The 26,457-nt window shown below is 70.1% G+C and carries 22 protein-coding genes, 1 pseudogene and 1 riboswitch; of the genes and pseudogenes, 20 read left to right on the plus strand and 3 right to left on the minus strand.

Annotated elements, in window-relative coordinates; all coding sequences use genetic code 11:
* The first annotated feature begins 16 nt into the window (after positions 1-16).
* From CLM62_RS08260 to CLM62_RS08320, 14 genes are all read left to right on the plus strand, one after another.
* Positions 17-862, plus strand: a complete 846-nt coding sequence (locus CLM62_RS08260) for a glycosyltransferase family 2 protein (RefSeq protein WP_095749222.1) — start codon at positions 17-19, stop codon at positions 860-862.
* 93 nt (positions 863-955) lie between these two features.
* Complete coding sequence (locus tag CLM62_RS08265; RefSeq protein ID WP_095749201.1) at positions 956-1,885, plus strand: ABC transporter permease; 930 nt, start codon at positions 956-958, stop codon at positions 1,883-1,885.
* Positions 1,878-2,657: an ABC transporter ATP-binding protein gene (locus CLM62_RS08270; RefSeq protein WP_095749202.1), complete on the plus strand. Its 780-nt coding sequence runs from the start codon at positions 1,878-1,880 to the stop codon at positions 2,655-2,657. The genes CLM62_RS08265 and CLM62_RS08270 overlap by 8 nt, the downstream gene beginning before the upstream one ends.
* A gap of 387 nt (positions 2,658-3,044) precedes the next feature.
* Positions 3,045-3,947: a squalene synthase HpnC gene (gene hpnC / locus CLM62_RS08275; RefSeq protein WP_095749203.1), complete on the plus strand. Its 903-nt coding sequence runs from the start codon at positions 3,045-3,047 to the stop codon at positions 3,945-3,947.
* Positions 3,944-4,894, plus strand: a complete 951-nt coding sequence (gene hpnD, locus CLM62_RS08280) for a presqualene diphosphate synthase HpnD (RefSeq protein WP_095749204.1) — start codon at positions 3,944-3,946, stop codon at positions 4,892-4,894. Before hpnC ends, hpnD begins: the two co-directional genes overlap by 4 nt.
* On the plus strand, positions 4,894-5,034 hold the full coding sequence (locus CLM62_RS51240) for a DUF6380 family protein (protein WP_257003734.1): 141 nt from the start codon (positions 4,894-4,896) through the stop codon (positions 5,032-5,034). Before hpnD ends, CLM62_RS51240 begins: the two co-directional genes overlap by 1 nt.
* A complete protein-coding gene (hpnE, locus tag CLM62_RS08285; protein WP_095749205.1) occupies positions 5,031-6,458 on the plus strand; it encodes a hydroxysqualene dehydroxylase HpnE in 1,428 nt (475 codons plus the stop codon). Before CLM62_RS51240 ends, hpnE begins: the two co-directional genes overlap by 4 nt.
* Positions 6,459-6,529: 71 nt before the next feature.
* Positions 6,530-7,594, plus strand: a complete 1,065-nt coding sequence (locus tag CLM62_RS08290) for a polyprenyl synthetase family protein (protein WP_179382002.1) — start codon at positions 6,530-6,532, stop codon at positions 7,592-7,594.
* Between the two features lie 116 nt (positions 7,595-7,710).
* Positions 7,711-9,708, plus strand: a complete 1,998-nt coding sequence (shc, locus tag CLM62_RS08295; protein WP_095749207.1) for a squalene--hopene cyclase — start codon at positions 7,711-7,713, stop codon at positions 9,706-9,708.
* Positions 9,708-10,349, plus strand: coding sequence for a 1-hydroxy-2-methyl-2-butenyl 4-diphosphate reductase (locus CLM62_RS08300; protein ID WP_095749208.1), 642 nt, complete (start codon positions 9,708-9,710; stop codon positions 10,347-10,349). The genes shc and CLM62_RS08300 overlap by 1 nt, the downstream gene beginning before the upstream one ends.
* A gap of 5 nt (positions 10,350-10,354) precedes the next feature.
* Positions 10,355-11,377: an adenosyl-hopene transferase HpnH gene (gene hpnH / locus CLM62_RS08305; RefSeq protein WP_095749209.1), complete on the plus strand. Its 1,023-nt coding sequence runs from the start codon at positions 10,355-10,357 to the stop codon at positions 11,375-11,377.
* 4 nt (positions 11,378-11,381) lie between these two features.
* Complete coding sequence (gene ispG / locus CLM62_RS08310) at positions 11,382-12,539, plus strand: flavodoxin-dependent (E)-4-hydroxy-3-methylbut-2-enyl-diphosphate synthase (RefSeq protein WP_095749210.1); 1,158 nt, start codon at positions 11,382-11,384, stop codon at positions 12,537-12,539.
* A gap of 27 nt (positions 12,540-12,566) precedes the next feature.
* A complete protein-coding gene (gene dxs / locus CLM62_RS08315) occupies positions 12,567-14,462 on the plus strand; it encodes a 1-deoxy-D-xylulose-5-phosphate synthase (protein WP_095749211.1) in 1,896 nt (631 codons plus the stop codon).
* 19 nt (positions 14,463-14,481) lie between these two features.
* Positions 14,482-15,900: an aspartate aminotransferase family protein gene (locus CLM62_RS08320; protein ID WP_095749212.1), complete on the plus strand. Its 1,419-nt coding sequence runs from the start codon at positions 14,482-14,484 to the stop codon at positions 15,898-15,900.
* Positions 15,901-15,936: 36 nt separating this feature from the next.
* Here the strand turns inward: CLM62_RS08320 and CLM62_RS08325 are convergent, their stop codons facing one another.
* Entirely contained in the window at positions 15,937-16,734 is a 798-nt protein-coding gene (locus CLM62_RS08325; protein ID WP_095749213.1) for a tyrosine-protein phosphatase, read from the minus strand.
* 181 nt (positions 16,735-16,915) lie between these two features.
* Between CLM62_RS08325 and CLM62_RS08330 the strand changes: the two genes are divergently transcribed.
* The 4 genes from CLM62_RS08330 to CLM62_RS08345 all read left to right on the plus strand — a co-directional run bounded on the left by CLM62_RS08330 (position 16,916) and on the right by CLM62_RS08345 (position 22,282).
* Positions 16,916-18,985, plus strand: coding sequence for an alpha-galactosidase (locus CLM62_RS08330; protein ID WP_095749214.1), 2,070 nt, complete (start codon positions 16,916-16,918; stop codon positions 18,983-18,985).
* 306 nt (positions 18,986-19,291) lie between these two features.
* Positions 19,292-19,450, plus strand: a riboswitch (cyclic di-AMP (ydaO/yuaA leader).
* Between the two features lie 4 nt (positions 19,451-19,454).
* The gene (locus CLM62_RS08335; protein WP_095749215.1) at positions 19,455-20,399 is read left to right on the plus strand and encodes a LysM peptidoglycan-binding domain-containing M23 family metallopeptidase; all 945 of its coding nucleotides are present in this window, start codon (positions 19,455-19,457) and stop codon (positions 20,397-20,399) included.
* 233 nt (positions 20,400-20,632) lie between these two features.
* Complete coding sequence (locus CLM62_RS08340) at positions 20,633-21,352, plus strand: DUF6250 domain-containing protein (RefSeq protein ID WP_179382000.1); 720 nt, start codon at positions 20,633-20,635, stop codon at positions 21,350-21,352.
* A 144-nt stretch (positions 21,353-21,496) separates the two neighbouring features.
* Positions 21,497-22,282 carry an SGNH/GDSL hydrolase family protein gene (locus CLM62_RS08345; RefSeq protein WP_095749217.1) on the plus strand — a complete coding sequence of 262 codons (786 nt, stop codon included), beginning with the start codon at positions 21,497-21,499 and terminating at the stop codon, positions 22,280-22,282.
* A gap of 211 nt (positions 22,283-22,493) precedes the next feature.
* On the opposite strand, the gene CLM62_RS08350 is transcribed toward CLM62_RS08345, so the two are convergent.
* Positions 22,494-23,153, minus strand: a complete 660-nt coding sequence (locus CLM62_RS08350) for a TetR/AcrR family transcriptional regulator (protein ID WP_179382001.1) — start codon at positions 23,151-23,153, stop codon at positions 22,494-22,496.
* A 48-nt stretch (positions 23,154-23,201) separates the two neighbouring features.
* Complete coding sequence (locus CLM62_RS08355; RefSeq protein ID WP_095749219.1) at positions 23,202-24,380, minus strand: glutamate dehydrogenase; 1,179 nt, start codon at positions 24,378-24,380, stop codon at positions 23,202-23,204.
* 190 nt (positions 24,381-24,570) lie between these two features.
* On the opposite strand from CLM62_RS08355, the gene CLM62_RS08360 reads away from it, so the two are divergent.
* Entirely contained in the window at positions 24,571-25,842 is a 1,272-nt protein-coding gene (locus tag CLM62_RS08360) for an MBL fold metallo-hydrolase (protein WP_095749223.1), read from the plus strand.
* A gap of 346 nt (positions 25,843-26,188) precedes the next feature.
* A pseudogene (locus CLM62_RS08365) lies at positions 26,189-26,457 on the plus strand (ATP-binding protein); the annotation flags it as partial.

Genomic DNA, 26,457 nt, shown 5'->3' on the forward strand with positions numbered 1-26,457 from the left:
CGCGGTCGTCATCACCATGGGCAACCGCCCCGACGAGCTGCGGGCCCTGCTCGACTCCATCGCCAAGCAGGACGGCGACAAGGTCGAGGTGGTCGTGGTCGGCAACGGTTCACCCGTCCCCGACGTCCCCGACGGCGTCCGGACCATCGAACTGCCAGAGAACCTGGGCATCCCCGGCGGCCGCAACGTCGGCATCGAGGCCTTCGGCGCCGGAGGCCGCGAGGTCGACATTCTGCTGTTCCTGGACGACGACGGCCTCCTGGCGCATCACGACACCGCCGAGCAGTGCCGCCAGGCCTTCGAGGCCGACCCGAAGCTCGGCATCATCAGCTTCCGCATCGCCGACCCGGAGACCGGCGTCACCCAGCGCCGTCACGTACCCCGGCTGCGCGCCTCCGACCCGATGCGCTCCTCCCGCGTGACCACCTTCCTCGGCGGCGCCAACGCCGTCCGTACCCGGGTCTTCGCCGAAGTCGGCGGACTTCCCGACGAATTCTTCTACGCCCACGAGGAAACCGACCTGGCATGGCGGGCCATCGACGCGGGCTGGATGATCGACTACCGGTCCGACATGGTGCTGTACCACCCCACGACCGCGCCCTCGCGGCACGCGGTCTACCACCGCATGGTCGCCCGCAACCGCGTCTGGCTCGCCCGCCGCAACCTGCCCCTGCTCCTCATCCCGGTCTACCTCGGCGCATGGCTGCTGCTCACCCTGGTGCGCCGCCCCTCGCGGCGCGCCCTGAGGGCGTGGTTCGGCGGATTCCGGGAAGGCTGGAGCACGCCGTGCGGGCCGCGCCGGCCCATGAAGTGGCGTACGGTATGGCGGCTGACCCGACTGGGCCGACCCCCTGTCATCTGACAAGCTCGTTCCTGGGAGCACCGGGGCCGCCAGGTTCCGGGCTCATGCCATGCCCGCACAGGCTGCGCATCTCGAAGACGAAAGTTTCCACTAGTGAGTGAGACAACACACGACGGCACGGTCGCGGTGAGCGCGCCCGCGCCGCCCGACGAGGGCCTCACGGCGGCACAGCTCGCCGCCGAGCACGGGCTCACCGTGAGCGGCGCCCGGCCCTCCCTCGTCGAGTACGTCCGTCAGCTCTGGGACCGGCGTCACTTCATCCTCGCGTTCTCGCGGGCGAAGCTGACCGCCCAGTACAGCCAGGCCAAGCTCGGCCAGCTGTGGCAGGTGGTCACCCCACTGCTGAACGCGGCTGTGTACTTCTTCATCTTCGGCCTGCTCCTGGAGGCCGACCGGGGCATGGACCGCGAGGTGTACATCCCGTTCCTCGTCACGGGCGTGTTCGTCTTCACGTTCACGCAGAGCTCGGTGATGGCGGGCGTGCGCGCGATCTCCGGCAACCTGGGCCTGGTGCGCGCGCTGCACTTCCCGCGGGCCTCGTTGCCGATCTCCTTCGCCTTGCAGCAGCTCCAGCAGCTGCTGTTCTCGATGATCGTGCTGTTCGCCATCGTGGTCGGCTTCGGCAGCTATCCGGACCTGTCCTGGGCGCTGATCGTGCCGGCTCTCGTCCTGCAGTTCTGCTTCAACACCGGCCTCGCTCTGATCATGGCCCGGGCCGGCGCCAAGACCCCGGACCTGGCGCAGCTGATGCCGTTCGTGATGCGTACGTGGATGTACGGGTCCGGCGTGATGTTCTCCATCCCGATCTTCCTGGCCGACAAGCCGGACTGGATCGCGAACGTCCTGCAGTGGAACCCGGCCGCGATCTACATGGACCTGATGCGCTTCGCCCTCATCGACGACTACGGCTCGGAGTACCTGCCCGACCACGTCTGGGCGGCCGCGGGCGGCTGGGCCGTGCTGCTGGCCGTCGGCGGCTTCGTGTACTTCTGGAAGGCGGAGGAGAGGTACGGCCGTGGCTGAGCGCAGGACCGACGAGCGCATCCCCACCGTCATCGCGGACGACCTGCACATCGTCTACCGCGTCAACGGCGCCAAGACCGGCAAGGGCAGCGCCACCGCCGCCCTCAGCCGCATCCTCAAGCGCGGCGAGGAGCGGGGTGTACGCAAGGTGCACGCCGTCCGCGGCGTCTCCTTCGTCGCCTACCGCGGCGAGGCCATCGGCCTGATCGGCTCCAACGGCTCCGGCAAGTCGACCCTGCTGCGCGCCATCGCCGGCCTGCTCCCGGCCGAGCAGGGCAAGGTCTACACCGACGGCCAGCCGTCGCTGCTCGGCGTCAACGCGGCCCTCATGAACGACCTCACGGGCGAGCGGAACGTCATATTGGGCGGGCTCGCCATGGGCATGTCCCGGGAGCAGATCAAGGAGCGCTACCAGGAGATCGTCGACTTCTCCGGCATCAACGAGAAGGGCGACTTCATCACGCTGCCGATGCGGACGTACTCCTCCGGCATGGCGGCCCGGCTGCGTTTCTCCATCGCCGCCGCCAAGGACCACGACGTCCTCATGATCGACGAGGCGCTGGCCACCGGTGACCGCAAGTTCCAGAAGCGTTCCGAGGAACGCATCCGCGAGCTGCGCAAGGAGGCCGGCACCGTGTTTCTGGTCAGTCACAACAACAAGTCGATCCGTGACACCTGCAACCGCGTCCTGTGGCTGGAGCGCGGCGAGCTGCGCATGGACGGTCCGACGGACGAGGTCCTCAAGGAGTACGAGAAGTTCACGGGCAAGTAGTCCACCCGGACCCGGGCGAAAAGGCCCACCCCGCTTCCCAGGGTCCCGCCGGAACTGCTCCGGCGGGACCCGGCGTCTGCAAAGGAAACGTCAACTTCGGCCCGCCTTAGGAATCTTGGGGCCAATCGGTGTGTTCTTGTGATGCGCAGGACACCCCGGCGATCCACGACGCGTTGTACAACGTAAGCTGTACCGGTCCCGAAACACGGCAAGTAGGGCGATAATGCGCGACACCCTCTGCCGGGGCGGCCGCGCGGGCGGCCGGGCGGCGTGTCCGAAATAGTGTGTATTGGATCGTCGGTGTAGAACGGGAGATGTGACGGCAATGGCTACGGAAACTCTCCAGCTCCACGCAGCATGTGCCGTCCCCGCCCCGGGCAGTCAGCGGTGACGGGAACCGGCATGACGCGCCCCGGTGTCACGGAGCGCGGCACGCTCGACAAGGCCGCGGCGGAGAACTTCCCCGTGGCCCCCTTCTTCCTGCCCAAGGCCTGGCGCACCGACCTCATGGCCGTCTACGGCTTCGCCCGCCTCGTCGACGACATCGGCGACGGCGACCTGGCCCCCGGCGGCGCCGACGCCCGCCTGCTCGGCGTCCGTCCCGAGGGGGCCGGGGACCGCCTGGTGATGCTGGACGCCTTCGAGGCCGACCTCCACCGCGTCTTCGACTCCACCCCGAGCCACCCGCTGCTGCGCCGCCTGCAGCCGACCGTCCGCCGCCGCTCGCTGACCCCCGAGCCCTTTCTCGGCCTGATCGCGGCCAACCGCCAGGACCAGCTCGTCACCCGGTACGAGACCTACGACGACCTGCTCGCCTACTGCGAGCAGTCCGCCAACCCCGTCGGCCGCCTGGTCCTCGCCGTCACCGGCACCTCGACGCCCGAGCGGATCCGCCGCTCCGACGCCATCTGCACGGCCCTGCAGATCGTCGAGCACCTTCAGGACGTCGCCGAGGACCTCGGCCGCGACCGCATCTATCTGCCCGCCGAGGACATGAAGCGCTTTCACGTCCAGGAGTCGGATCTCGCCACGAAAACCGCTGGCGCATCGGTGCGCGCACTGGTTGCGTACGAAGCACAACGCGCCCGCGATCTCCTGAATGAAGGCGCCCCCCTCGTGGGTAGCGTCCACGGCAGGTTGAAGCTGCTGCTCGCAGGGTTCGTGGCGGGGGGAAGGGCGGCGATCCACGCGATCGCCGCCGCCGAATACGACGTACTTCCCGGCCCGCCCAAGCCCGGCAAGCTCCAGTTGCTGCGCGAGGTGGGCGTGACTCTGCGAGGAAAGGGGTGATCCGGACCGTGGAGTCGGAACCGCACGTGTCCGCACCGGTACTCGCCGCCTACAGCTACTGCGAGGCCGTCACCGGACAGCAGGCCCGGAACTTCGCGTACGGCATCAGGCTGCTGCCGACGCCCAAGCGCCGGGCGATGTCGGCGCTCTACGCGTTCTCCCGGCGCGTCGACGACATCGGCGACGGCGCCCTGGACGCCGGCGTCAAGGCCGCGAGACTCGAGGACACCCGGGCGATGCTGGCCCGCGTGCGCGACGGTTCGGTCGACGAGGACGACACCGACCCGGTGGCCGTCGCCCTCACTCACGCCGCCGCGAACTTCCCGATCCCGCTCGGCGGCCTGGACGAGCTCATCGACGGCGTCCTGATGGACGTACGCGGCGAGACCTACGAGACCTGGGACGATCTGAAGGTGTACTGCCGCTGCGTGGCGGGCGCCATCGGGCGGCTCTCGCTCGGCGTGTTCGGTACGGAACCGGGGGCGCGCGGCGCCGAGCGCGCGCCGGAGTACGCCGACACGCTCGGGCTCGCGCTTCAGCTCACCAACATCCTGCGGGACGTCCGCGAGGACGCCGAGGGCGGGCGCACCTATCTGCCCGCCGACGACCTCGCGAAGTTCGGCTGCTCGGCAGGGTTCAGCGGGCCGAAACCGCCGGAGGGCGCCGACTTCGCGGGCCTCGTGCACTTCGAAGTGCGTCGGGCCCGCGCCCTTTTCGCCGAGGGCTACCGGCTGCTGCCCATGCTGGACCGGCGCAGCGGCGCCTGTGTCGCCGCCATGGCCGGCATCTACCGCCGCCTGCTGGACCGCATCGAGCGCGACCCGGAGGCCGTGCTGCGCGGCCGGGTCTCGCTGCCCGGGCGGGAGAAGGCGTACGTCGCCGTGCGCGGCCTGTCCGGCCTGGACACCCGGCATGTGACCCGGCGGACCGTCAGGAGGCGCGCCTGATGGACAACCTGGACGAAGGTGATGTCAACGGAGCAAAGCGGCGGGCAACCCACCGGTGCGGGACGGCGTCCCTGACTGAGACGGTCGGCCGTGCACGTTCGAATCACCACGGCGGCCGCGTAGGAAAGGACGCACAATGACCGACGGCACGCGGCCCGACGGGCCGCTCGCGGACGTCCCCGGGCACTCCGGCAAGCACGCCATCGTGGTTGGCGGAGGGCTGGCCGGCATCACCGCCGCGCTCGCGCTCGCCGACGCCGGAGTGCGGGTCACCCTGCTCGAAGGGCGGCCACGGCTGGGCGGGCTCGCCTTCTCCTTCCAGCGCGACGGACTCACCGTCGACAACGGCCAGCACGTGTACCTGCGCTGCTGCACCGCCTACCGCTGGTTCCTCGACCGCATCGAGGGAGCGGAACTGGCTCCGCTGCAGGAGCGTCTCGACGTGCCCGTACTCGACGTCGCCCGGCCCGAGGGCCGGCGGCTCGGCAGGCTGCGGCGCGACGCGCTGCCCGTGCCCCTGCATCTGGGGCGCAGCCTCGCGACCTATCCGCATCTCTCGCTCGCCGAGCGGGTCAAGTTGGGGCGTGCCGCGCTCGCGCTCAAGGGGCTCGACCTCGCCGATCCGACGCTGGACACACAGGACTTCGGCAGCTGGCTGACCGCGCACGGTCAGTCGGCGCGTGCCGTCGAGGCCCTGTGGGACCTGGTCGGGGTCGCCACCCTCAACGCGGTCGCGGGCGACGCCTCGCTGGGGCTCGCCGCGATGGTGTTCAAGACCGGTCTGCTGTCCGAGCCGGGCGCTGCCGACATCGGCTGGGCGCGCGTCCCGCTGGGCGAACTGCATGACCGGATGGCCCGCAAGGCGCTCGACTCCGCGGGCGTGCGTACCGAGGTCCGTACACGCGTCACCTCCATCTCTACTGACGAAAACGGGCGTTGGAGCGTTCAGGTTCCCGGCGAGACCCTTCGGGCGGACGCGGTGGTCCTCGCCGTGCCGCAGCGCGAGGCCCACGATCTGCTGCCCGCGGGGGCGCTCGACGCTCCCGAACGGCTGCTGGAGATCGGCACCGCGCCGATCCTCAACGTCCATGTCGTCTACGACCGTAAGGTGCTCGGCCGGCCCTTCGTCACGGCCATCGGCACCCCGGTGCAGTGGGTTTTCGACCGCACCGAGGCCTCCGGGCTTCACGAGGGGCAGTACCTCGCCCTGTCCCAGTCGGCCGCCCAGGACGAGATCGACGAGCCCGTCGCCGTACTCCGCGAGCGTTACCTGCCGGAGCTGGAGCGGCTGCTGCCCCGCGCGCGGGGGGCCGAAGTGAAGGACTTCTTCGTGACCCGGGAGCGCACGGCCACGTTCGCTCCCAGCCCCGGCGTCGGACGGCTGCGGCCCGGCGCCCTTACCAAGTCCCCCGGCCTCTACCTGGCCGGAGCGTGGACCGCCACAGGGTGGCCCGCGACCATGGAGAGTGCGGTCCGCAGTGGTGTGAGCGCGGCGGACGTCGCGCTCGGCGCCCTGGGCCGGCCCCGCCCCCGCCGCCTCTTCGCGTTCGAGGAGGCTGCGTGATGCTCGATCAGCACGGCACGGCGGGCCCTCGCACCTCCGGTACCGCAACAAGAGGAGAGACTGTGCCCACTGTGCCCCCGGCCTCGAAGGCCGCTCGAGCGACCGCGGTGGACGTGACCGCGCTCCTGGAGCGCGGCCGGACCCTGGCCACACCGGTACTGCGGGCGGCCGTCGACCGCCTGGCACCTCCCATGGACACTGTCGCCGCCTACCACTTCGGCTGGATCGACGCCGAGGGCAACCCCGCGGCCGGTGACGGCGGCAAGGCCGTTCGCCCCGCCCTCGCGGTGCTCTCCGCCGAGGTCACCGGCGCCGCACCCGAGACCGGTATCCCCGGCGCCGTGGCCGTCGAACTGGTCCACAACTTCTCGCTGCTGCACGACGACCTGATGGACGGCGACGAACAGCGCCGCCACCGCGACACCGTCTGGAAGGTGCACGGTCCCGCCCAGGCCATCCTCGTCGGCGACGCCCTGTTCGCCCTGGCCAACGAGGTGCTCCTGGAACTCGGCACCGTCGAGGCGGGCCGCGCCACCCGACGCCTGACCACCGCCACCCGCGCACTCATCGACGGCCAGGCGCAGGACATCTCCTACGAGCACCGCGACCGCGTCAGCGTCGAGGAGTGTCTGGAGATGGAGGGCAACAAGACCGGCGCCCTGCTCGCCTGCGCGAGCTCCATCGGTGCCGTGCTCGGCGGCGCCGACGACCGCACCGCCGACACCCTGGAGAAGTACGGCTACCACCTCGGTCTCGCCTTCCAGGCCGTCGACGACCTCCTCGGCATCTGGGGCGACCCGGTCGCCACCGGCAAGCAGACCTGGAGCGACCTGCGCCAGCGCAAGAAGTCCCTGCCGGTCGTGGCCGCGCTCGCCGCGGGCGGTGCCGCCTCCGAGCGGCTCGGGCAGATGCTCGCCGCCGACGCCAAGAGCAGCGACTTCGCGAACTTCTCCGAGGAGGAGTTCGCCGCCCGTGCCGCCCTGATCGAGGAGGCGGGCGGCCGCGAGTGGACCTCCAAGGAAGCGCGCCGCCAGCACACCATCGCCATCGAAGCCCTGGACGCCATCGACATGCCCGACCGGGTACGGGCGCGGTTCACGGCGCTCGCCGACTTCGTCGTCGTACGAAAGAGATGATCACTATCGGTCGAATAGCCCTCGCGTAGTCGCCGGCCGGTGTCGCGGGATCACGAGCACCGGCCGACGGCGGACCCACAGCAGCACGACTCGCACGACTGCACGAAGGGGAAGCCATGACAGCGACGACCGACGGAAGCACCGGGGCCCTGCGGCCCCGCGCTGCCGCGGCCAGCGAAACCGACAACACTCCCGTGGCGGCCGGGGTGCACGACGCCGCCGTACACGCCGTACAGCGCGCCACCGACTTCCTGCTGGCGAGGCAGGATGCCCAAGGCTGGTGGAAGGGCGACCTCGAGACCAACGTCACGATGGACGCGGAGGACCTGCTGCTGCGTCAGTTCCTGGGCATCCGCGACGAGAAGACCACCCAGGCCGCCGCGTTGTTCATCCGCGGCGAGCAGCGCGAGGACGGCACCTGGGCCACCTTCTACGGCGGACCGGGCGAACTCTCCACCACCATCGAGGCGTACGTCGCCCTCCGGCTGGCCGGCGACGCGCCGGACGCGCCGCACATGGCGAAGGCCTCCGCCTGGATCCGCGAGCAGGGCGGGATCGCCGCCTCCCGTGTGTTCACCCGGATCTGGCTGGCCCTGTTCGGCTGGTGGAAGTGGGAGGATCTGCCCGAACTTCCGCCGGAACTCATCTACTTCCCGACGTGGGTGCCGCTCAACATCTACGACTTCGGATGCTGGGCCCGGCAGACCATCGTCCCGTTGACGATCGTCTCCGCGAAACGACCGGTGCGGCCCGCGCCCTTCCCGCTCGACGAGCTGCACACCGATCCGGCCCGGCCGAACCCGCCCGAACCCCTTGCGGCCGTGGCGAGTTGGGACGGCGCCTTCCAGCGCCTGGACAAGGCCCTGCACGCGCTGCGCAAGGTCGCGCCGCGCAAGCTGCGCAGAGCCGCGATGAACAGCGCCGCCCGCTGGATCATCGAGCGGCAGGAGAACGACGGCTGCTGGGGCGGTATCCAGCCGCCGGCCGTGTACTCGGTCATCGCCCTGCATCTGCTCGGCTACGACCTCGAGCACCCCGTGATGCGCGCGGGCCTTCAGTCGCTGGACCGTTTCGCCGTGTGGCGCGAGGACGGGGCCCGGATGATCGAGGCCTGTCAGTCGCCGGTCTGGGACACCTGCCTGGCGGCCATCGCGCTCGCCGACGCGGGGGTGCCCGCCGACCATCCCCAACTGGTCAAGGCCGCCGACTGGATGCTCGGCGAGCAGATCGTGCGGCCCGGCGACTGGTCGGTGCGCAGGCCCCAACTGCCGCCCGGCGGATGGGCGTTCGAGTTCCACAACGACAACTACCCCGACATCGACGACACCGCAGAGGTCGTCCTCGCGCTGCGCCGGATCAAGCACCACGACCCGGAGCGGGTGGAGAAGGCGATCGGGCGCGGGGTGCGCTGGAATCTCGGCATGCAGTCGAAGAACGGCGCGTGGGGCGCCTTCGACGTCGACAACACCAGCCCGTTCCCCAACCGGCTGCCGTTCTGCGACTTCGGCGAGGTCATCGACCCGCCGTCGGCGGACGTCACCGCGCACGTCGTCGAGATGCTCGCGGTCGAGGGGCTCGCGCACGACCCGCGCACCCGGCGCGGCATCGAGTGGCTGCTCGCCGAACAGGAGGCGGACGGCTCGTGGTTCGGACGCTGGGGCGTCAACTACGTCTACGGCACCGGGTCCGTCGTACCCGCCCTGACCGCCGCCGGGATCCCCGGCTCGCACCCCGCGATCCGGCGGGCCGTGGCCTGGCTGGAGTCCGTGCAGAACGACGACGGCGGCTGGGGCGAGGACCTGCGCTCCTACAAGGACGTCAAGAAGTGGAGCGGTCGCGGTGCCTCCACCGCCTCGCAGACGGCCTGGGCGCTGATGGCCCTGCTGGCCGCGGGGGAGAAGGACTCCAAGGCCGTCGAGCGCGGCATCGAGTGGCTCGCGAGCACCCAGCGGGAGGACGGCTCCTGGGACGAGCCGTACTTCACCGGCACCGGCTTCCCGTGGGACTTCTCCATCAACTACCACCTCTACCGGCAGGTCTTCCCGCTCACCGCCCTCGGCCGGTACGTCCACGGAGAGCCGTTCGCCGAGCACTCCGCGGCCAAGGGGGGCTGATGAGCACCCAGCCCGCCTCGGCCCCGCTGCTGATCGCCTGCGCGCTCGGCATCGAGCGCCTCGCGCTGCGCAGCGGCGATCGCGGCGGCTCTGGCGGGCCGGTCACCGTGCTCCGTACGGGCATGGGACCGCAGGCGGCCGAGCGGTCCGTCGTCCAGGCCCTGGCCGACCCGGCGTACGGCGAGGCCGCCGTGCTGGCCACGGGCTTCTGCGCGGGGCTCGCCCCCGGCATGCACCCCGGCGACCTGGTCGTCGCCGATGAGACCCGGGACCCGCGCGGCACCGTGCCGTGCGTCGGCACCGACCTGCTCGTCAAGGAGCTGCTGCGGGCCGTGCCCGGGCGCACCGTCCACACCGGACCGCTCAACGGTTCCGATCACGTCGTACGTGGTCACGAACGGTCGGATCTGCTCGCGACCGGCGCGATCGCGGTCGACATGGAGTCCGCGGCCACGCTCCTGAGCGCCGTACGCGCGGGCGAGCGCCCTGTTGCGGCCGTCCGGGTGGTCGTGGACGCTCCAGAACATGAACTCGTCCGGATCGGCACGGTGCGGGGTGGAATATCAGCCTTCCGCGTACTTCGCTCGGTCCTTCCTGCTTTCTACGAATGGCACCGTTCCTTGCTGCTCCCCAGGAGGTGAGCCAGATGGCCATGCCGCTGCGTCAGTCCATCAAGGTCGCTACATACTTGGCCGAACAGAAGCTCCGCAAGCGGGAGAAGTTTCCGCTCATCGTCGAGCTGGAACCGCTCTTCGCGTGCAACCTCAAGTGCGAGGGCTGCGGCAAGATCCAGCACCCGGCCGGAGTGCTCAAGCAGCGTATGCCGGTGGCCCAGGCCGTCGGGGCGGTGTTGGAGTCCGGTGCGCCGATGGTGTCCATCGCGGGCGGCGAGCCCCTGATGCACCCTCAGATCGACGAGATTGTACAGCAGTTGGTGGCGAGGAGGAAGTACGTCTTCCTGTGCACCAACGCCATGCTGCTGCGCAAGAAGATGGACAAGTTCAAGCCCTCTCCCTACTTCGCCTTCGCCGTGCACATCGACGGGCTGCGGGAGCGGCACGACGAGTCGGTGGCGAAGGAGGGCGTGTTCGACGAGGCCGTGGAGGCCATCAAGGAGGCCAAGCGGCGCGGCTTCCGGGTCACCACCAACTCGACCTTCTTCAACACCGACACCCCGCAGACCATCATCGAGGTGCTCAACTTCCTCAACGACGACCTCAAGGTCGACGAGATGATGATCTCGCCCGCCTACGCCTACGAGAAGGCACCCGACCAGGAGCACTTCCTGGGCGTGGACCAGACCCGCGAGCTGTTCAAGAAGGCCTTCGCGGGCGGCAACCGGCGCCGCTGGCGGCTGAACCACTCGCCGCTCTTCCTGGACTTCCTGGAGGGCAAGGTCGACTTCCCCTGCACGGCCTGGGCGATTCCGAACTACTCGCTGTTCGGCTGGCAGCGCCCCTGCTACCTGATGAGCGACGGATACGTGCCGACGTACCGCGAACTCATCGAGGAGACCGACTGGGACAAGTACGGCCGCGGCAAGGACCCGCGCTGCGCCAACTGCATGGCGCACTGCGGCTACGAGCCCACCGCCGTACTCGCCACCATGGGATCGCTGAAGGAGTCGCTGCGCGCCATGCGCGAGACCGTCTCCGGAAACCGGGAGTGACGTCATGACCGCCGTCTCCCTGGGCGTCCCCGAGGTCCCCATCCGGCCGATCGCCGAGCGGCGCGTGTCGCGACGCATCGAGGTCGGCACGGTGGCGGTCGGGGGCGGGGCCCCGGTGTCCGTGCAGTCGATGACCACGACCCGTACGTCGGACATCGGCGCCACCCTGCAGCAGATCGCGGAACTCACCGCGTCCGGTTGCCAGATCGTCCGCGTCGCCTGCCCCACGCAGGACGACGCGGACGCCCTCACGACCATCGCCCGCAAGTCGCAGATCCCGGTGATCGCGGACATCCACTTCCAGCCGAAGTACGTGTTCGCCGCGATCGAGGCCGGCTGTGCCGCCGTACGCGTCAATCCCGGCAACATCAAGCAGTTCGACGACAAGGTGAAGGAGATCGCGCGGGCCGCGAAGGACCACGGCACGCCGATCCGGATCGGTGTCAACGCGGGCTCGTTGGACCGGCGGCTGCTGCAGAAGTACGGGAAGGCGACTCCTGAGGCGCTCGTCGAGTCGGCGCTGTGGGAGGCGTCGTTGTTCGAGGAGCACGACTTCCGGGACATCAAGATCTCGGTGAAGCACAACGACCCCGTGGTGATGGTGGGCGCCTACCAGCTGCTCGCCGAGCAGTGCGACTACCCGCTGCACCTGGGGGTCACCGAGGCCGGTCCCGCCTTCCAGGGGACCATCAAGTCGGCCGTGGCCTTCGGGGCGTTGTTGTCACGAGGCATCGGGGACACCATCCGGGTGTCCCTGAGCGCCCCGCCCGCCGAGGAGGTCAAGGTCGGCATCCAGATCCTGGAGTCCCTGAACCTCAGGCAGCGGCGGCTGGAGATCGTGTCGTGCCCGTCCTGCGGGCGCGCCCAGGTCGATGTCTACAAGCTGGCCGACGAGGTCACGGCGGGTCTGGAGGGCATGGAGGTCCCCTTGCGCGTCGCGGTCATGGGGTGTGTGGTGAACGGGCCCGGTGAGGCACGGGAGGCCGATCTGGGAGTCGCCTCCGGCAACGGCAAGGGGCAGATCTTCGTCAAGGGGGAGGTCATCAAGACCGTGCCGGAGTCGAAGATCGTTGAGACCTTGATCGAGGAGGCGATGAAGATCGCCGAGCAGATGGAGCAGGACGGCGTCGCGTCGGGGGAGCCGGCCGTCACCGTGAGTTGAACAGCACGGACCTGGAGGGGGCCCGACGTGACGATTCTGGAGAACATCCGGGGACCACGCGACCTGAAGGCGCTGTCCGAGGCGGAACTCGGTGAACTGTCCGAAGAGATCAGGGAGTTCCTGGTGCACGCGGTGGCCAGGACCGGCGGACACCTCGGGCCCAACCTGGGGGTGGTGGAACTCTCCATCGCGCTCCACCGGGTCTTCGAGTCGCCGGTCGACCGCATCCTGTGGGACACCGGCCACCAGAGCTACGTACACAAACTGTTGACGGGCCGTCAGGACTTCTCCAAGCTGCGCGGCAAGGGCGGCCTGTCCGGCTACCCCTCGCGCGAGGAGTCCGAGCACGACGTCATCGAGAACAGCCACGCATCCACCGCGCTCGGCTGGGCCGACGGGCTCGCCAAGGCCCGGCAGGTGCAGGGGGAGAAGGGACACGTCGTCGCGGTCATCGGCGACGGAGCGCTCACCGGCGGTATGGCCTGGGAGGCGCTGAACAACATCGCGGCAGCCAAGGACCGGCCGCTGATCATCGTCGTCAACGACAACGAACGGTCGTACGCGCCGACCATCGGCGGCCTCGCCAACCACCTGGCCACCCTGCGCACGACCGACGGCTACGAGAAGGTCCTGGCCTGGGGCAAGGACGTACTGCAGCGGACCCCGGTCGTGGGCAACACGATCTACGAGTCGCTGCACGGCGCCAAGAAGGGCTTCAAGGACGCCTTCGCACCCCAGGGCATGTTCGAGGACCTCGGTCTGAAATACGTCGGCCCGATCGACGGGCACGACCTCAAGGCCGTCGAGTCGGCGCTCCGGCGCGCCAAACGCTTCCACGGACCGGTGCTGATCCACTGCCTGACCGAGAAGGGGCGCGGCTACGAACCCGCCCTCGCCCACGAGGAGGACCACTTCCACACCGTCGGCGTGATGGACCCGCTGACCTGCGAGCCGCTCGCGCCTTCGGGCGGGCCGTCCTGGACCTCGGTGTTCGGTGACGAGATCGTCCGGATCGGGGAGGAGCGGGACGACATCGTGGCGATCACGGCGGCCATGCTGCACCCGGTGGGGCTGGGCAAGTTCGCGGCCCGCTTCCCGGACCGGGTGTGGGACGTCGGCATCGCGGAGCAGCACGCGGCCGTGTCGGCGGCCGGCCTCGCGACGGGCGGGCTGCACCCGGTCGTCGCCGTCTACGCCACCTTCCTCAACCGGGCCTTCGACCAGCTCCTGATGGACGTGGCACTGCACCGCTGCGGGGTCACGTTCGTGCTGGACCGGGCCGGTGTGACCGGCGTCGACGGCGCCTCACACAACGGCATGTGGGACTTGTCGGTCCTCCAGGTCGTGCCCGGCCTGAGGATCGCCGCGCCCCGCGATGCCGACCAGTTGCGGGCCCAGCTGCGGGAGGCGGTCGCGGTGGACGACGCGCCGACGCTCGTCCGCTTCCCCAAGGAGTCGGTGGGACCGGAGATTTCGGCGATCGACCGGGTGGGCGGCCTGGACGTCCTGCACCGCGGGGACCGGCCCGAGGTGCTGCTGGTCGCGGTCGGCGTCATGGCGCCGGTGTGCCTGCAGGCCGCCGAACTGCTCGAGGCCCGTGGCCTCGCGTGCACCGTCGTCGACCCGCGGTGGGTCAAGCCCGTAGACCCGGCGCTCCCGGACCTGGCGGCCGAGCACCGGCTGGTCGCCGTCGTCGAGGACAACAGCCGCGCGTCCGGGGTCGGGGCCGCCGTGGCACTGGCGCTGAGCGACGCCGAAGTCGACGTGCCCGTGCGGCGGTTCGGGATCCCGGAGCAGTTCCTCGCGCACGCCAAGCGGGGGGAGGTGCTCGCGGACATCGGTCTCACCCCCGTCGAGGTCGCCGGGCGGATCAGCGCGAGTCTGGCCGTCAAGGAAGAGCTGTCCAAGGAGCACCAGGCATGACCTCCAAGGAGCACCAGGTATGACCACCGCCAAATCCGCGTCATCCTCCTCGCAGGCCGGGGAGTTCGACCTCGGCGCGTTGCTGGCCGAGCGCGGAGCCGAGCGCTACGAGCTGCACACCAGGCACCTCAACCACCAGCTCCCGCGCATGCTGCACACCATCGGCTTCGACAAGGTCTACGAGCGTGCCGAGGGCGCCTACTTCTGGGACGCGGACGGCAACGACTACCTGGACATGCTCGCCGGGTTCGGGGTGATGGGCCTGGGCCGCCATCACCCCGTGGTCCGCAAGGCGCTGCACGACGTCCTCGACGCCTCTCTCGCCGACCTCACCCGCTTCGACTGCCAGCCGCTGCCGGGCCTGCTGGCCGAGAAGCTGCTCGCCCACAGCCCGCACCTGGACCGGGTGTTCTTCGGCAACAGCGGTACGGAGGCGGTGGAGACCGCGCTGAAGTTCGCCCGGCGCGCCACGGGCAAGCCGCGGATCCTGTACTGCGATCACGCCTTCCACGGACTGACCACCGGGTCGTTGTCGGTCAACGGCGAGGACGGCTTCCGGGACGGCTTCGCCCCGCTGCTGCCCGATACGGGCGTACCGCTCGGGGATCTCGACGCCCTGGCACGGGAGTTGAAGAAGGGCGATGTCGCCGCCCTGATCGTCGAGCCGATCCAGGGCAAGGGCGTGCACGAGGCCCCGCCCGGACATCTGCGCGCCGCTCAGGAACTGCTGCACAAGCACAAGGCGCTGCTCATTGCGGACGAGGTGCAGACGGGCCTCGGCCGGACCGGTGACTTCTACGCCTACCAGCACGAGGAGGGCGTCGAGCCGGACCTGGTGTGCGTGGCCAAGGCGCTTTCCGGAGGCTATGTGCCGGTCGGCGCCACGCTCGGCAAGGACTGGATCTTCAAGAAGGTCTACTCCTCGATCGACCGGGTGCTGGTCCACTCGGCCAGCTTCGGCTCCAACGCACAGGCCATGGCGGCCGGGCTCGCCGTGCTGTCCGTCATGGAGAACGAGCAGATCGTCGCGGGCGCCCGGGCCACCGGAGAGCAGCTGAAGTCCCGGCTCTCGGCGCTGATCGACAAGTACGAGCTGCTCGCCGACGTCCGCGGCCGGGGCCTGATGATCGGCATCGAGTTCGGCCGGCCCAAGTCGCTGAAGCTGCGCAGCCGTTGGTCCATGCTGCAGGCCGCGCGCAAGGGCCTGTTCGCTCAGATGGTGGTCGTACCGCTGTTGCGGCGACACCGGATCCTCACCCAGGTCTCCGGCGACCACCTGGAGGTGATCAAGCTGATCCCGCCGCTGACCGTCGGCGAGCGGGAGGTGGACCGCTTCGTGGACGCCTTCACGGACGTGATGGACGACGCGCACAGCGGCAGCGGGCTGATGTGGGACTTCGGCAAGACACTGGTCAAGCAGGCGATGGCGAACCGCTGACCAGACGTGGAGTCTTGCCTCCCAGACGGTGAGCCCTCAGTCGAGCAGCCGCTCCCGCAGCCGCTCCCGGAGCTCCGGGGTGACCCCGAGGCCCTTCTCCAGGTAGGTCTCGACGCCGCCCCAGCTCTCCTCGATGGTCTCGAAGGCCGCCGTCAGATACTCGGCGCGCGCGTCGAACAGGGGGCTGAGCAGCTCCATGACCTCGGGGGAGTAGGCCGAGGGGGAGTTGCCGCTGCGGTGCACCTTGTACCGGCGGTGCTTGGCGTTCGACTCCAGGTAGTCGGCGAGGATCGCCTCGCGCTCGACGCCCAGGGTGAGCAGCGTCACGGCTATCGACAGACCCGCGCGGTCCTTGCCCGCCGCACAGTGCATCAGTGCCGGGACGCTGTCCTCGGCGAGCGAGCGCAGCACCTGAGCGTGCTCGGCGGTGCGCTCCTTGATGATCGTGCGGTACGCGATGATCATCCGGTGCGCGGCCTTGCCGTCCGACAGGATCGCCCGCAGCTGGTCGAGGTCGCCGTCGCGGACCATCTTCCAGAACTCGGCGCCGTCCGCGGGGTCGGTCAGCGGCAGGTTCACATTGCGCACGCCCGGCAGCTCGACGTCGGGCCCCTCCAGCTTCTGGTCCGCCGCGTTGCGGAAGTCGAAGATCGTGTGCAGGCCCAGGGAGGCCAGGAAAGCGGCGTCCTCCTCGGTCGCGTGTGCGAGATGGCCGCTGCGGAACAGCACTCCGTGCCGCACCCGCCGTCCGTCCACGGTCGGCAGCCCGCCCACGTCCCGGAAGTTGCGCACTCCGGTCAGCTCGGGCTCGGTCGACGGGACCTGCTGCGTCACGAGAGCTCCTCCCCTTCGATCCCGCCTGCGCGGCTCGGCGGCGGGCACGCACTCGACCATACGACATGGATTCCTGAGGCAATGAGTTGTCCACAGGCGTTGCACCGCGGGCTCGCGGCCCTTGATGATGTTGAGGCTTGAGTGCACCTGTTCGTGTCTGTTCGTATCTGTGAGGGACTGGATGCTGGAGATCGCCGAGAACGGCCGTACGTGGATTCTGTCCGGGCCGACCAGCAGTTACGCCGTCCATCTCACCGACGGCGACGAACTGCTGCACCTGCACTGGGGGCCACGGATCGCCCTCGCCGACGCCGAGGCGCTCGCCGTACGGCCGCTGCCGGACTACTGGCCCTTCGAGTCCCCGCTCGACGGACGCGAGGAGTACCCGGTCGAGGGCGGCCCCCGCTTCGTGCGTCCCGCCCTGTCGGTGCGCGCCGAGGAGGGGCGCGGCACCGAGTGGCGATTCGAGGCGTACGACACCGAGGGCGACGAGTTGCGGCTGCGGTTCCGTGACGGCGGGCTGGCGATCACGCTGCACTACCGCATGCGGGAGGACGTCGTCGAGCGCTGGGTGACCCTGGACAACGAGGGACCCTCCGTGGAACTCCTGCGCGCCGACTCCGCCACCTGGACGCTGCCCGACCGCGACGGCTGGCGGCTGTCCCAGCTGCACGGCCGCTGGGCCGCGGAGTCCCGGCTCGTGCGGGCCCCTCTCACCTACGGCGAGAAGGTCATCGGCAGCCGGCGCGGACACACGGGGCACCAGCACCTGCCCTGGGTCGCGCTCGACACGGACGCGACCGAGGAGCGCGGCGAGGTCTACGGCTGTGCCCTCGGCTGGTCCGGCTCCTGGCGCATCGCCGTGGCCCAACTCCCGGACGCGCGCGTGCAGATCACCGGCGGGGCCGGCTACGACGACTCCGGCCTGCTCCGTCTGGAGGCGGGGGAGCCCTTCACCACGCCCGTCTTCGCCGGCCTGTGGAGCGACGGCGGCTTCGGCGGCGCGAGCCGGGCCTGGCACGCCTACCAGCGCGCGCACGTCATCCCCGACGCGGAACGGGACCGGCCCGTGCTGTTCAACTCCTGGGAGGCCACGGAGTTCGACATCTCGGAGGAACAGCAGGGCGTACTGGCGCGGCGTGCCGCGGCGATGGGCGTCGAGCTGTTCGTCGTCGACGACGGCTGGTTCGGGGCACGCACCAGTGACCGCGCCGGACTCGGCGACTGGACGCCCAATCCGGACCGCTTCCCCGGCGGCCTCAAGCCCCTCGGAGACTACGTGCATGCCCTGGGCATGCAGTTCGGCATCTGGGCCGAGCCGGAGATGGTCAACCCGGACAGCGACCTGTACCGGGCCCATCCGGACTGGGTGCAGCACCAGTCGGGACGAAAGCGGACAGAATTCCGCAATCAGCTCGTACTGAACCTCGCGCGCGAGGACGTCCAGGAGTACCTCTGGGGACAGCTCGACGGACTCCTCTCCAGCGCCCCGATCGACTACGTGAAGTGGGACTTCAACCGCTGCTTCACCGACGCGGGCTGGCCCGGCGAGCCCTACCCGCAGCGCCTGTGGGTCGACCACGTGCACGCCCTGTACGGCCTCCTGGACCGGCTGCGGGCCGCCCACCCGGGCGTCGCCTTCGAGTCCTGCTCGGGCGGCGGGGGCCGGATCGACCTCGGTGTCATGAGCCGTACGGACCAGGTGTGGACCTCGGACAACACCGACCCGCTCGACCGGCTCGCCATCCAGCACGGATTCAGCCAGGTCCACCCCGCCCGGGTCATGGCGGCCTGGGTCACCGACAGCCCGAACGCCATGCTCAACGGCCGGGTCAGCTCGCTGCGCTTCCGGTTCGTCAGTGCCATGGCCGGGGTGCTCGGGGTCGGCGGTGACCTCGCCCGGTGGACCGAGGAGGAGCTCGCCGAAGCCCGCGACTGGGTGGGTCTGTACAAGGAGATCCGGCCCCTCGTGCAGCGCGGCGACCTCTACCGGCTGCGGCCTCCGGAGGGCGGGCTGAGCGCGGTGCAGTATGTGCTCGGGGACGAGACGGCCGTCCTCGCCTGGCTCCAGGCGCAGCGTTACGGCGAGCCCGTTCCGGCGGTGCGGCTGCGCGGGCTCGACCCGACAGCGTCGTATGAATGCCGCGAAACGGGCGAAGTTCACCGAGGTGCGGTGCTGCTGCATCACGGGTTGCGGACGGGACTGCGTGGCGACCTTGATGCGACAGTTCTCCGTCTGCGTCGCATCTGAGGCTTCTGCCCGAAATAGCGCCCTTCATTCCAACTCCTTCTGGAATAAAGGGACCTGAGAGGGGTCACGTGAGGAGCGTCATATTCGTGACCGAGCGTCGCCCGTCATGTTCACGTAATTTACCTGGTTTTCAAGGGCGTTTGACTAAAGGAGAGGTTTGGAAATTCACGCAGGGTGACGGGGAATTCTCGTAACGGATCAACTCGGACGCATTCACAGGCAACCGCCACTTGTCCCTGTGCGTCTTGGTCGCTTACGTTCGCCACCGATCCGGACGGACGCCCAATCCTGCCGCCGCCCGGAGCCCGCACACACTCACCCGTACACGGCAGGAGCGGGGGACCCACAGGCACAAACGCCTGTTCCGGTCTCCGGAACAGGCTAGGGGTAAAGCCGTGCTTCGGCGCGGCCGGGCATCTCCAGTCCGCACCCGACAGCTCACCTCGTAGGCGCCGGAGAGGAATTCGCCATGCCCGCGAAGGGTAAGCACCGCCGCCCCAAGTCCCAGCGTTTCACCCGCTCCATAGCCGTCGCCGGAACCGGCGGCGCCGCGCTCGCCCTCCCGCTTCTGGGAGCCACCGGCGCCCAGGCCGCGACCGGTCAGTCCGTTTCGGAAAAGGCCGTTCAGTCGTCCGTTCCGGCCACTCAGAAGGCCGAAAAGGTGGTGGCTGAAAAGAAGCAGGCCGCCAAGACCGAAGGCGTGAAGACCTATTCGGTGAAGGCCGGCGACTATCTCGCCAAGATCGCCGATGAGCAGAACGTCAGCGGTGGCTGGAAGAAGCTCTACGCCGACAACCGTGAAGTCGTCGGCGACGACCCGTCGCTGATCCACCCCGGCCTGAAGCTCACACTCGGCAAGCAGGCCGCGGCGGCCGCTCCCAAGTCGCCGTCCTCTTCGTCCAAGTCTTCTGCTTCATCGGATTCGTCTGCGGCGTCGAAGTCGTCCTCCTCGGCGGAGTCGAACTCGACGGCCGCCAAGCAGAGCTCCGAAGCCACCAGCACCTCCAGTGGCTTCAGCCTGCCCGTGTCCGGCGCTGTCAGCACCGCCTACCGCGTGGCGGGCAGCATGTGGTCCAGCGGGTACCACACCGGCGTCGACTTCGCCGCCCCGACCGGCACCCCGCTCAAGGCCGTGGGCGCGGGCACCGTCGTCTCCGCCGGCTGGGGCGGTGCGTACGGCAACCAGGTCGTCATCAAGCTGGCCGACGGCTACTACGCGCAGTACGCCCACATGTCCTCGATCTCCGTCTCGAACGGTCAGTCCGTGACCGCGGACCAGCAGATCGGCCTCTCGGGCGCGACCGGCAACGTGACCGGCCCGCACCTGCACTTCGAGATCCGCACCGGCCCGGACTACGGCTCGGACGTGGACCCGGTCGCCTACCTGCGCACCAAGGGCGTCTCCCTCGGCTGACGCCCCATCCGACCGCCTGCCTGACACGCCGCCGAAGGCCGGACCCCGATCCCTGGGTCCGGCCTTCGGCGTGTCGCTGTGTCGGCGTGTCGCGGTGTCGCGGTGTCGCGGTGTCGGGGTGACGGTGTTTCGGGGTGACGGAGTGTCGACAGGGAGGGGCTGGAGCGAACAGAGTGAACTCCGTAGTGATGCAAGCGCTTTCTGCGACCTTTTGGCGACCTATGGAGGTTCCCGTGACGACCACACGCAGAGCTTTCGGAGCTTTGGCGGCCGGTGCCGCCCTCGCGGCCCTCACCCCCACGCCGGCGACCGCGACGCCCGGCCACCGACGCGGCCGGCTCATCGCCCGCGACGACTTCCGGCACGGACTCGACAGGTGGGCCGTCGAACTGCAGGACGGCGGCACCGTCACCGCCTCCCGGGGCGTGCTGGAGATCGACGTACCGAGCGGGGCGACGGTCTGGTTCAAGAAGAGACTCGAAGGGCCGTACGTCCTGGAATACACAGCCACGCCGGTGTCGGAAGGGGGCGTCAACGACCGTGTCTCGGACCTCAACAACTTCTGGAACGCCGTCGACGTCCGCTCCCCGGACGATCTCTTCGCCACACCTCGGGGCGGGGCGCTGGAGGAGTACGACTACCTGAAGACGTATTACGCCGGCTACGGCGCAAACTACAACACCACCACCAGGCTGCGCCGTTACGTCGGCGAGGCGGGCGTCCGCCCGCTGGTCTACGACTACACCGAGCCGCTGCTCGTGGCGAACCGGCCCCACCGCGTCCGTATCGTCTCCGACGGCACGACGGTCCAGTGGTGGAACAACGGGCGGATCGTCTTTGATTACACCGACCCGGAGCCGTACACGGAAGGGCACTTCGCCTTCCGGACGGTGTGGAGCCATTTCCGGATCAGCGGCTTCCGGGTGTGGCGATGGATGCCTGAACACCGCTGATCAGCGGCCTATTCCAGGCTTGACCAATCCTTGAAGAGTGGCTTATCTCACCGCGCGTCAACCCTTTCCTACGGTCGCGTAGCTCACATCCGAGGGGAATCATGGTCCGACGTGGCAGACGATTCGAAGAATGACGACAGCTCAGTGATCGGGTCGTACGTGGCGGTGGGGGACAGCTTCACCGAGGGCGTCGGCGACCCCGGCCCCGACGGGGCGTTCGTCGGCTGGGCCGACCGGTTCGCGGTACTGCTCGCGGACCGGCGGCCCGAGGGCGACTTCAAGTACACGAACCTCGCCGTGCGCGGCAGGCTGCTCGACCAGATCGTGGCGGACCAGGTCCCGCAGGCGATCGAACTGGCGCCGGACCTGGTGTCGTTCTGCGCCGGGGGTAACGACATCCTCCGGCCCGGCACCGACCCCGACGAGGTCGCCGAGCGATTCGAGCGGGCGATCGTCCGGCTCACCGCCGTCGCGGGCACGGTCATGGTGACGACCGGCTTCGACACCCGTGGCATCCCCGTGCTCAGGCACCTGCGCGGCAAGATCGCCACCTACAACGGGCATGTACGGGCCGTCGCCGACCGGTACGGCTGCCCGGTGCTCGACCTGTGGTCCCTGAAGACCATCCAGGACCGCCGGGCCTGGGACGACGACCGGCTGCACCTCTCACCCGAGGGGCACACGCGCGTGGCGCTGCGCGCCGGGCAGGTCCTCGGCCTCGAGATCCCGGCCGACCCGGACCAGCCCTGGCCCCCGCTCCCGCAGCGCGGCACGCTCGAGGTGCGGCGGGACGACGTCCACTGGGCGCGCGAGTACCTGGTGCCGTGGATCGGCCGCCGGCTGCGCGGGGAGTCGTCGGGGGACCATGTGACGGCCAAGGGCACGCTGTCGCCGGACGACATCAAGACGCGGATCGCTTCGGTGGCTTGAGGGCGCGGGCGCTGCGGTTGCCCGGCAGGCACCGGCCGGGCAACCGGTCCCGAGGGGGCGGCTCCGCCCTCCCGGCGCTGGATGCGGAGACAGGACGGCGAACGCGCTGCTGATGGCCGTACGCGAGCAGGGTGCGGCGGAGAGGGACATCCGCACGGACAACCTGTCTCGAGCCTGGCCCGATGCCGAGAGGGCCGGGCGACGGTCGGCGTCAGCGCGGTGTACTGGCCGGACCGACGGCGGGCAGGGAACCCACCGGCCCCTTCGTCAACGCCTCCCGCCCCAGCCCCAGTTCCCGGGCCAGCGCCTCGTCCACCCACTCCTGCGCCCGCGACCGCGGCACGGCACCCGCGTAGGACGTCAGCTGTACGGCGAGCCCGTCGAGCAGGGCCGTCAGGCGCAGGGCCGTGCCGCCCGGGTCGGGGCAGTGGAACTCGCCCGCGGTCACGCCCTCGGCGATCACCTCGGCGATCGCCGCCTTCCACCGTCTGTCGAGGTCCCGCGTGACCTCCTGCAGCGCGGGCTCCCGCAGCGCCGCCGCCCAGCCCTCTATCCACAGCCGCCACCCCTTGGCCCGGCCCGTCGGGGCGTACCAGCGCACGGCCGCGCGCAGCCGGCGCAGCGCCGTCGTACGGCGGCCCAGCAGCTTGCGCAGACGGGCGAGATCGTCCTCGGCCGCGTACGTGAACGCGGCGGCGACCAGTTTCTCCTTCGTGGAGAAGTGATAGAGCACCAGGGCGTTGCTCACACCGAGCGCCGAGGCCACGTCGGCGATCCTGACCGCCGCCACGCCCCGCGCCTCGATCTGCTCGATGGCGGCCCGCAGCAGCTCCTCACGCCGCTCCGCCACGCTCAACCGCACTCTCACCACGTCGTCAGCCTATTCCGTCGGCGGGGGCGGAGCCCCCGGAGGTCCGCCTCACCGGTACCACCCGAACCGCTCGGCGATCACCGGCAGCCGGTCCGCGACCAAGGCGTGCGCGGCGGCCCGGGGTGTCGTGCCGTCGGTTTCCGCGCGGGCCAGCATCTGCTCGACCAGGGCGCGCATCGAGCTGCGCGTGTGGGCGAAGGCCGCCTCCGCGTCCGCGCCGATGTCCCCGAACAGCGTCCACCACCACCAGGCGTTCGTACCGGAGTTGACGACCACGTCCGGCAGCACGGTGACACCGCGCGCGGCCAGCAGCTCCTCCGCCTCCGGCAGGATGGGCATGTTGGCCGCCTCGACGATCCAGCGGGCACCGATCCGCTCCTGGTTCGACGTGTCGATCGCGTACGAGACCGCCGCGGGAACCAGCACCTCCGCGTCGGCGGACAACCAGGCCTCACCGGGCAGCTCGCGGTCCTCGGGGCGCAGGGCCGAGCGGTCCACCGTGCCGTACGCGTCCCGCGCGGCGAGCAGTGCCTCGACGTCGAGCCCGGCCGGGTCGGCGATCGTGCCCTTGATGTCGGCGACTGCGACGACCGTGAGTCCCGCGCGCGTGAGGAAGCGTGCCGTGGCCCCGCCCATGGTGCCCAGGCCCTGCACGGCGACCCGCGTGCCCGCGTACGGCACACCGGCCCGGTCCAGGGCCGCGAGCGCCGACTCGGCGACCCCACAGCCGCCGACCAGTTCGTCGAGCCCGATGCCGTCCACCTCGACCGCGAAGGCGTCCGCCAGCCGCCGCCGTGCCGCGGCCTCGTCGTCGAGCAGCGGATACACGGCCTGGACGGACGACACGAGCCCCGCTTCGGCGGCCGCCCGGTCCACCAGGTCCTGGGTCAGGCCGAGGTCCTCGCCCGTGGTCCACATGCTCTCGATGTACGGCCGCATGGCGCGCAGGTACCGCACCAGGAGGCCGTACGCCCCCGGATCCCGCGGATCGCAGTCGATGCCGCCCTTCGCTCCGCCCAGGGGGACGTAGCGGCCCTCGGGGTTGTAGTGCAGGGCCTCCTTCATGGTCATCCCGCGGGCGAGCCCGGTGACCTCCTCCAGCGTGCAGCCCGCGCGCATGCGCAGCCCGCCGCTGGACACGCCGCGCACCAGCCGGTCGACGACCAGGAAACCCTGGCGACCGGTGAGGTGGTCCGTCCAGGTGAGCGACATCAGCGGGGCGGTCATGCGGTCTCCCGGGGACGACGAGCCTCCGGGGCCACGGGCTGCCCGTCACAGGCTGATTACTGAATCACGAGTCAGTATCCGAAGGGCGTCCCGCCGTGTCAACGCGCCGAACGATCACAAGGGGGCAATCCGGATGTCAGAGGAGCCGCCCATAATGGAATGCCTCACCAACTCCACCTGGAGGTACACCGTGACCGGTTTCCGTTCCCCGAGCTCCGGGCTCCGTACGCTGCGGCCCGAGGCCTTCGGCGCGGACCCGAGCGGTGAGCGCCTGGCGCGCATCCGCAGATCGCCCCATTTCAAGGACGGGGTCTTCCAGAACCCCGGGGGCACGGCCCGCACCCGGCCCTCCGGTTCGATGCTGGAGTTCGCCAAGGTCTTCTTCGACAAGGACCAGCGGCCCCGCCGCGCTCCGAAGGGCACGGTCCCGGTGCACGCCACCACGCTCGCCGACATCGCCGAGCGCCCCGTCACCGGCCTGCGCCTGACCTGGATGGGGCACTCCAGCGTGCTCGCGGAGATAGACGGGCAGCGCGTGCTCTTCGACCCCGTCTGGGGCGAGCGCTGCTCCCCGTTCCCCTTCGCCGGGCCCAAGCGGCTGCACCCGGTGCCCCTGCCGCTGGCCGCGCTCGGCCCGGTCGACGTCGTCGTCATCTCGCACGACCACTACGACCACCTGGACATGCCCACGATCAAAACGCTGGCCGGCACCGACACGCTGTTCGCCGTGCCGCTCGGCGTCGGTGCCCACCTCGAGCGCTGGGGCGTGTCCGCCGACCGGCTGCGGGAGCTGGACTGGCACGAGGCGACGAAGGTCGGCGGGCTCAGCCTGACCGCCACCCCGGCCCGCCACTTCTGCGGCCGAGGCCTGCGCAACACCCAGCACACGCTCTGGGCCTCCTGGGTCGTCGCTGGTGACGAGCACCGGATCTACCACAGCGGTGACACCGGCTACTTCGAGGGCTTCAAGGACATCGGTGCCGAGCACGGCCCGTTCGACGCCACGATGATCCAGATCGGCGCCTACAGCGACTTCTGGCCCGACATCCACATGACGCCCGAGGAGGGCACACGCGCCCACCTCGACCTCCAGGGCGGCGAGCCGCAGGGCGTGCTGCTGCCGATCCACTGGGCCACCTTCAATCTGGCCACCCACCCGTGGGCGGAGCCCGGCGAGGGCACGCTCGCGGCCGCCCGCGCGGCGGGTGCCCCGATCGCCCTGCCCCGGCCCGGCGAGCCCTTCGAGCCCACCGCGGAGACGGTCCCGGCCGAGCCGTGGTGGCGAGGGGTGGCCATGGCGCCGGTGGGCGGGTGGCCGGTGGCCGAGGCACTCACCGAGGCGGCGATCAAGAAGTCGGCCGACTCGGCGGTGGGAGAGCAGGCCAAAGCCGATACGGACAGTGACGCCAGGAAGGGTGCGGGCGAGGGCACGGGAGACCCTGAAACGGTGCCGGCGGGCTGACCGCGGACGGAGATCAGTAAACGGCGAGGGTCGGGGAACGAGAAGCTCCCCGACCCTCGCCGTTTTTCGTGACCGCTTCTGACCAGGTCTGATCGATGACTTGTTCTTCGGTGGCCGTATCGATGAGGGGTTTATCGGTCTGTCGTACGAGACCTCATACCAGAGCGGGAAGCTCTCCGTATGAGTTTGTCAACTGCCCACCGCACATGATGCAGGTGCGACTACTGTGAGTGTCCGTCGGGCGACGCAGGGCCGAATGATCGGCTCCAGGACCGGCGAACCCGGCAGGACTCACCCGAGGACCCCCGGCCATCAGGCCCGACGGACCAGTACGACGAGGACACCGATGTCTCACCTCCGCGCCCCGGCCGCACGCGCAGACCGCCGTGAGAGCGGGCGGCACGGCCGGCCGGCCGCCCGTGCCGTCCCCGCGCTGCCCGAGACCCACATTCGGCCCCAACTGCTGCGTCTCGCCGTGCTGCCGCCCGTCGCCGTCGCCCTCAGCGCCTGCGCCGCCGTCCTGTTCACCGTCCGTTCCACCGGAGCGCGTCCCAGCCTCACCCTGTGGGCCGTGCTGGCCGGGGCCGTCTCGGTGACCTGCGCGGGCATCCTGAT

Source organism: Streptomyces sp. SA15 (assembly GCF_002291145.1).
Taxonomy (GTDB): Bacteria; Actinomycetota; Actinomycetes; order Streptomycetales; family Streptomycetaceae; genus Streptomyces.

What these genes read in the sequence shown, in the direction of transcription:
- shc (WP_095749207.1), top strand. Translation starts at nt 7,711, where the DNA reads ATGACAGCGACGACCGACGGAAGCACCGGGGCCCTGCGGCCCCGCGCT.
- hpnH (WP_095749209.1), top strand. Translation starts at nt 10,355, where the DNA reads ATGGCCATGCCGCTGCGTCAGTCCATCAAGGTCGCTACATACTTGGCC.
- CLM62_RS08260 (WP_095749222.1), top strand. Translation starts at nt 17, where the DNA reads ATGGGCAACCGCCCCGACGAGCTGCGGGCCCTGCTCGACTCCATCGCC.
- CLM62_RS08355 (WP_095749219.1), bottom strand. Translation starts at nt 24,380, where the DNA reads ATGACCGCCCCGCTGATGTCGCTCACCTGGACGGACCACCTCACCGGT.
- CLM62_RS51240 (WP_257003734.1), top strand. Translation starts at nt 4,894, where the DNA reads ATGGACAACCTGGACGAAGGTGATGTCAACGGAGCAAAGCGGCGGGCA.
- ispG (WP_095749210.1), top strand. Translation starts at nt 11,382, where the DNA reads ATGACCGCCGTCTCCCTGGGCGTCCCCGAGGTCCCCATCCGGCCGATC.
- CLM62_RS08320 (WP_095749212.1), top strand. Translation starts at nt 14,482, where the DNA reads ATGACCACCGCCAAATCCGCGTCATCCTCCTCGCAGGCCGGGGAGTTC.
- CLM62_RS08335 (WP_095749215.1), top strand. Translation starts at nt 19,455, where the DNA reads ATGCCCGCGAAGGGTAAGCACCGCCGCCCCAAGTCCCAGCGTTTCACC.
- hpnE (WP_095749205.1), top strand. Translation starts at nt 5,031, where the DNA reads ATGACCGACGGCACGCGGCCCGACGGGCCGCTCGCGGACGTCCCCGGG.
- CLM62_RS08330 (WP_095749214.1), top strand. Translation starts at nt 16,916, where the DNA reads ATGCTGGAGATCGCCGAGAACGGCCGTACGTGGATTCTGTCCGGGCCG.
- CLM62_RS08300 (WP_095749208.1), top strand. Translation starts at nt 9,708, where the DNA reads ATGAGCACCCAGCCCGCCTCGGCCCCGCTGCTGATCGCCTGCGCGCTC.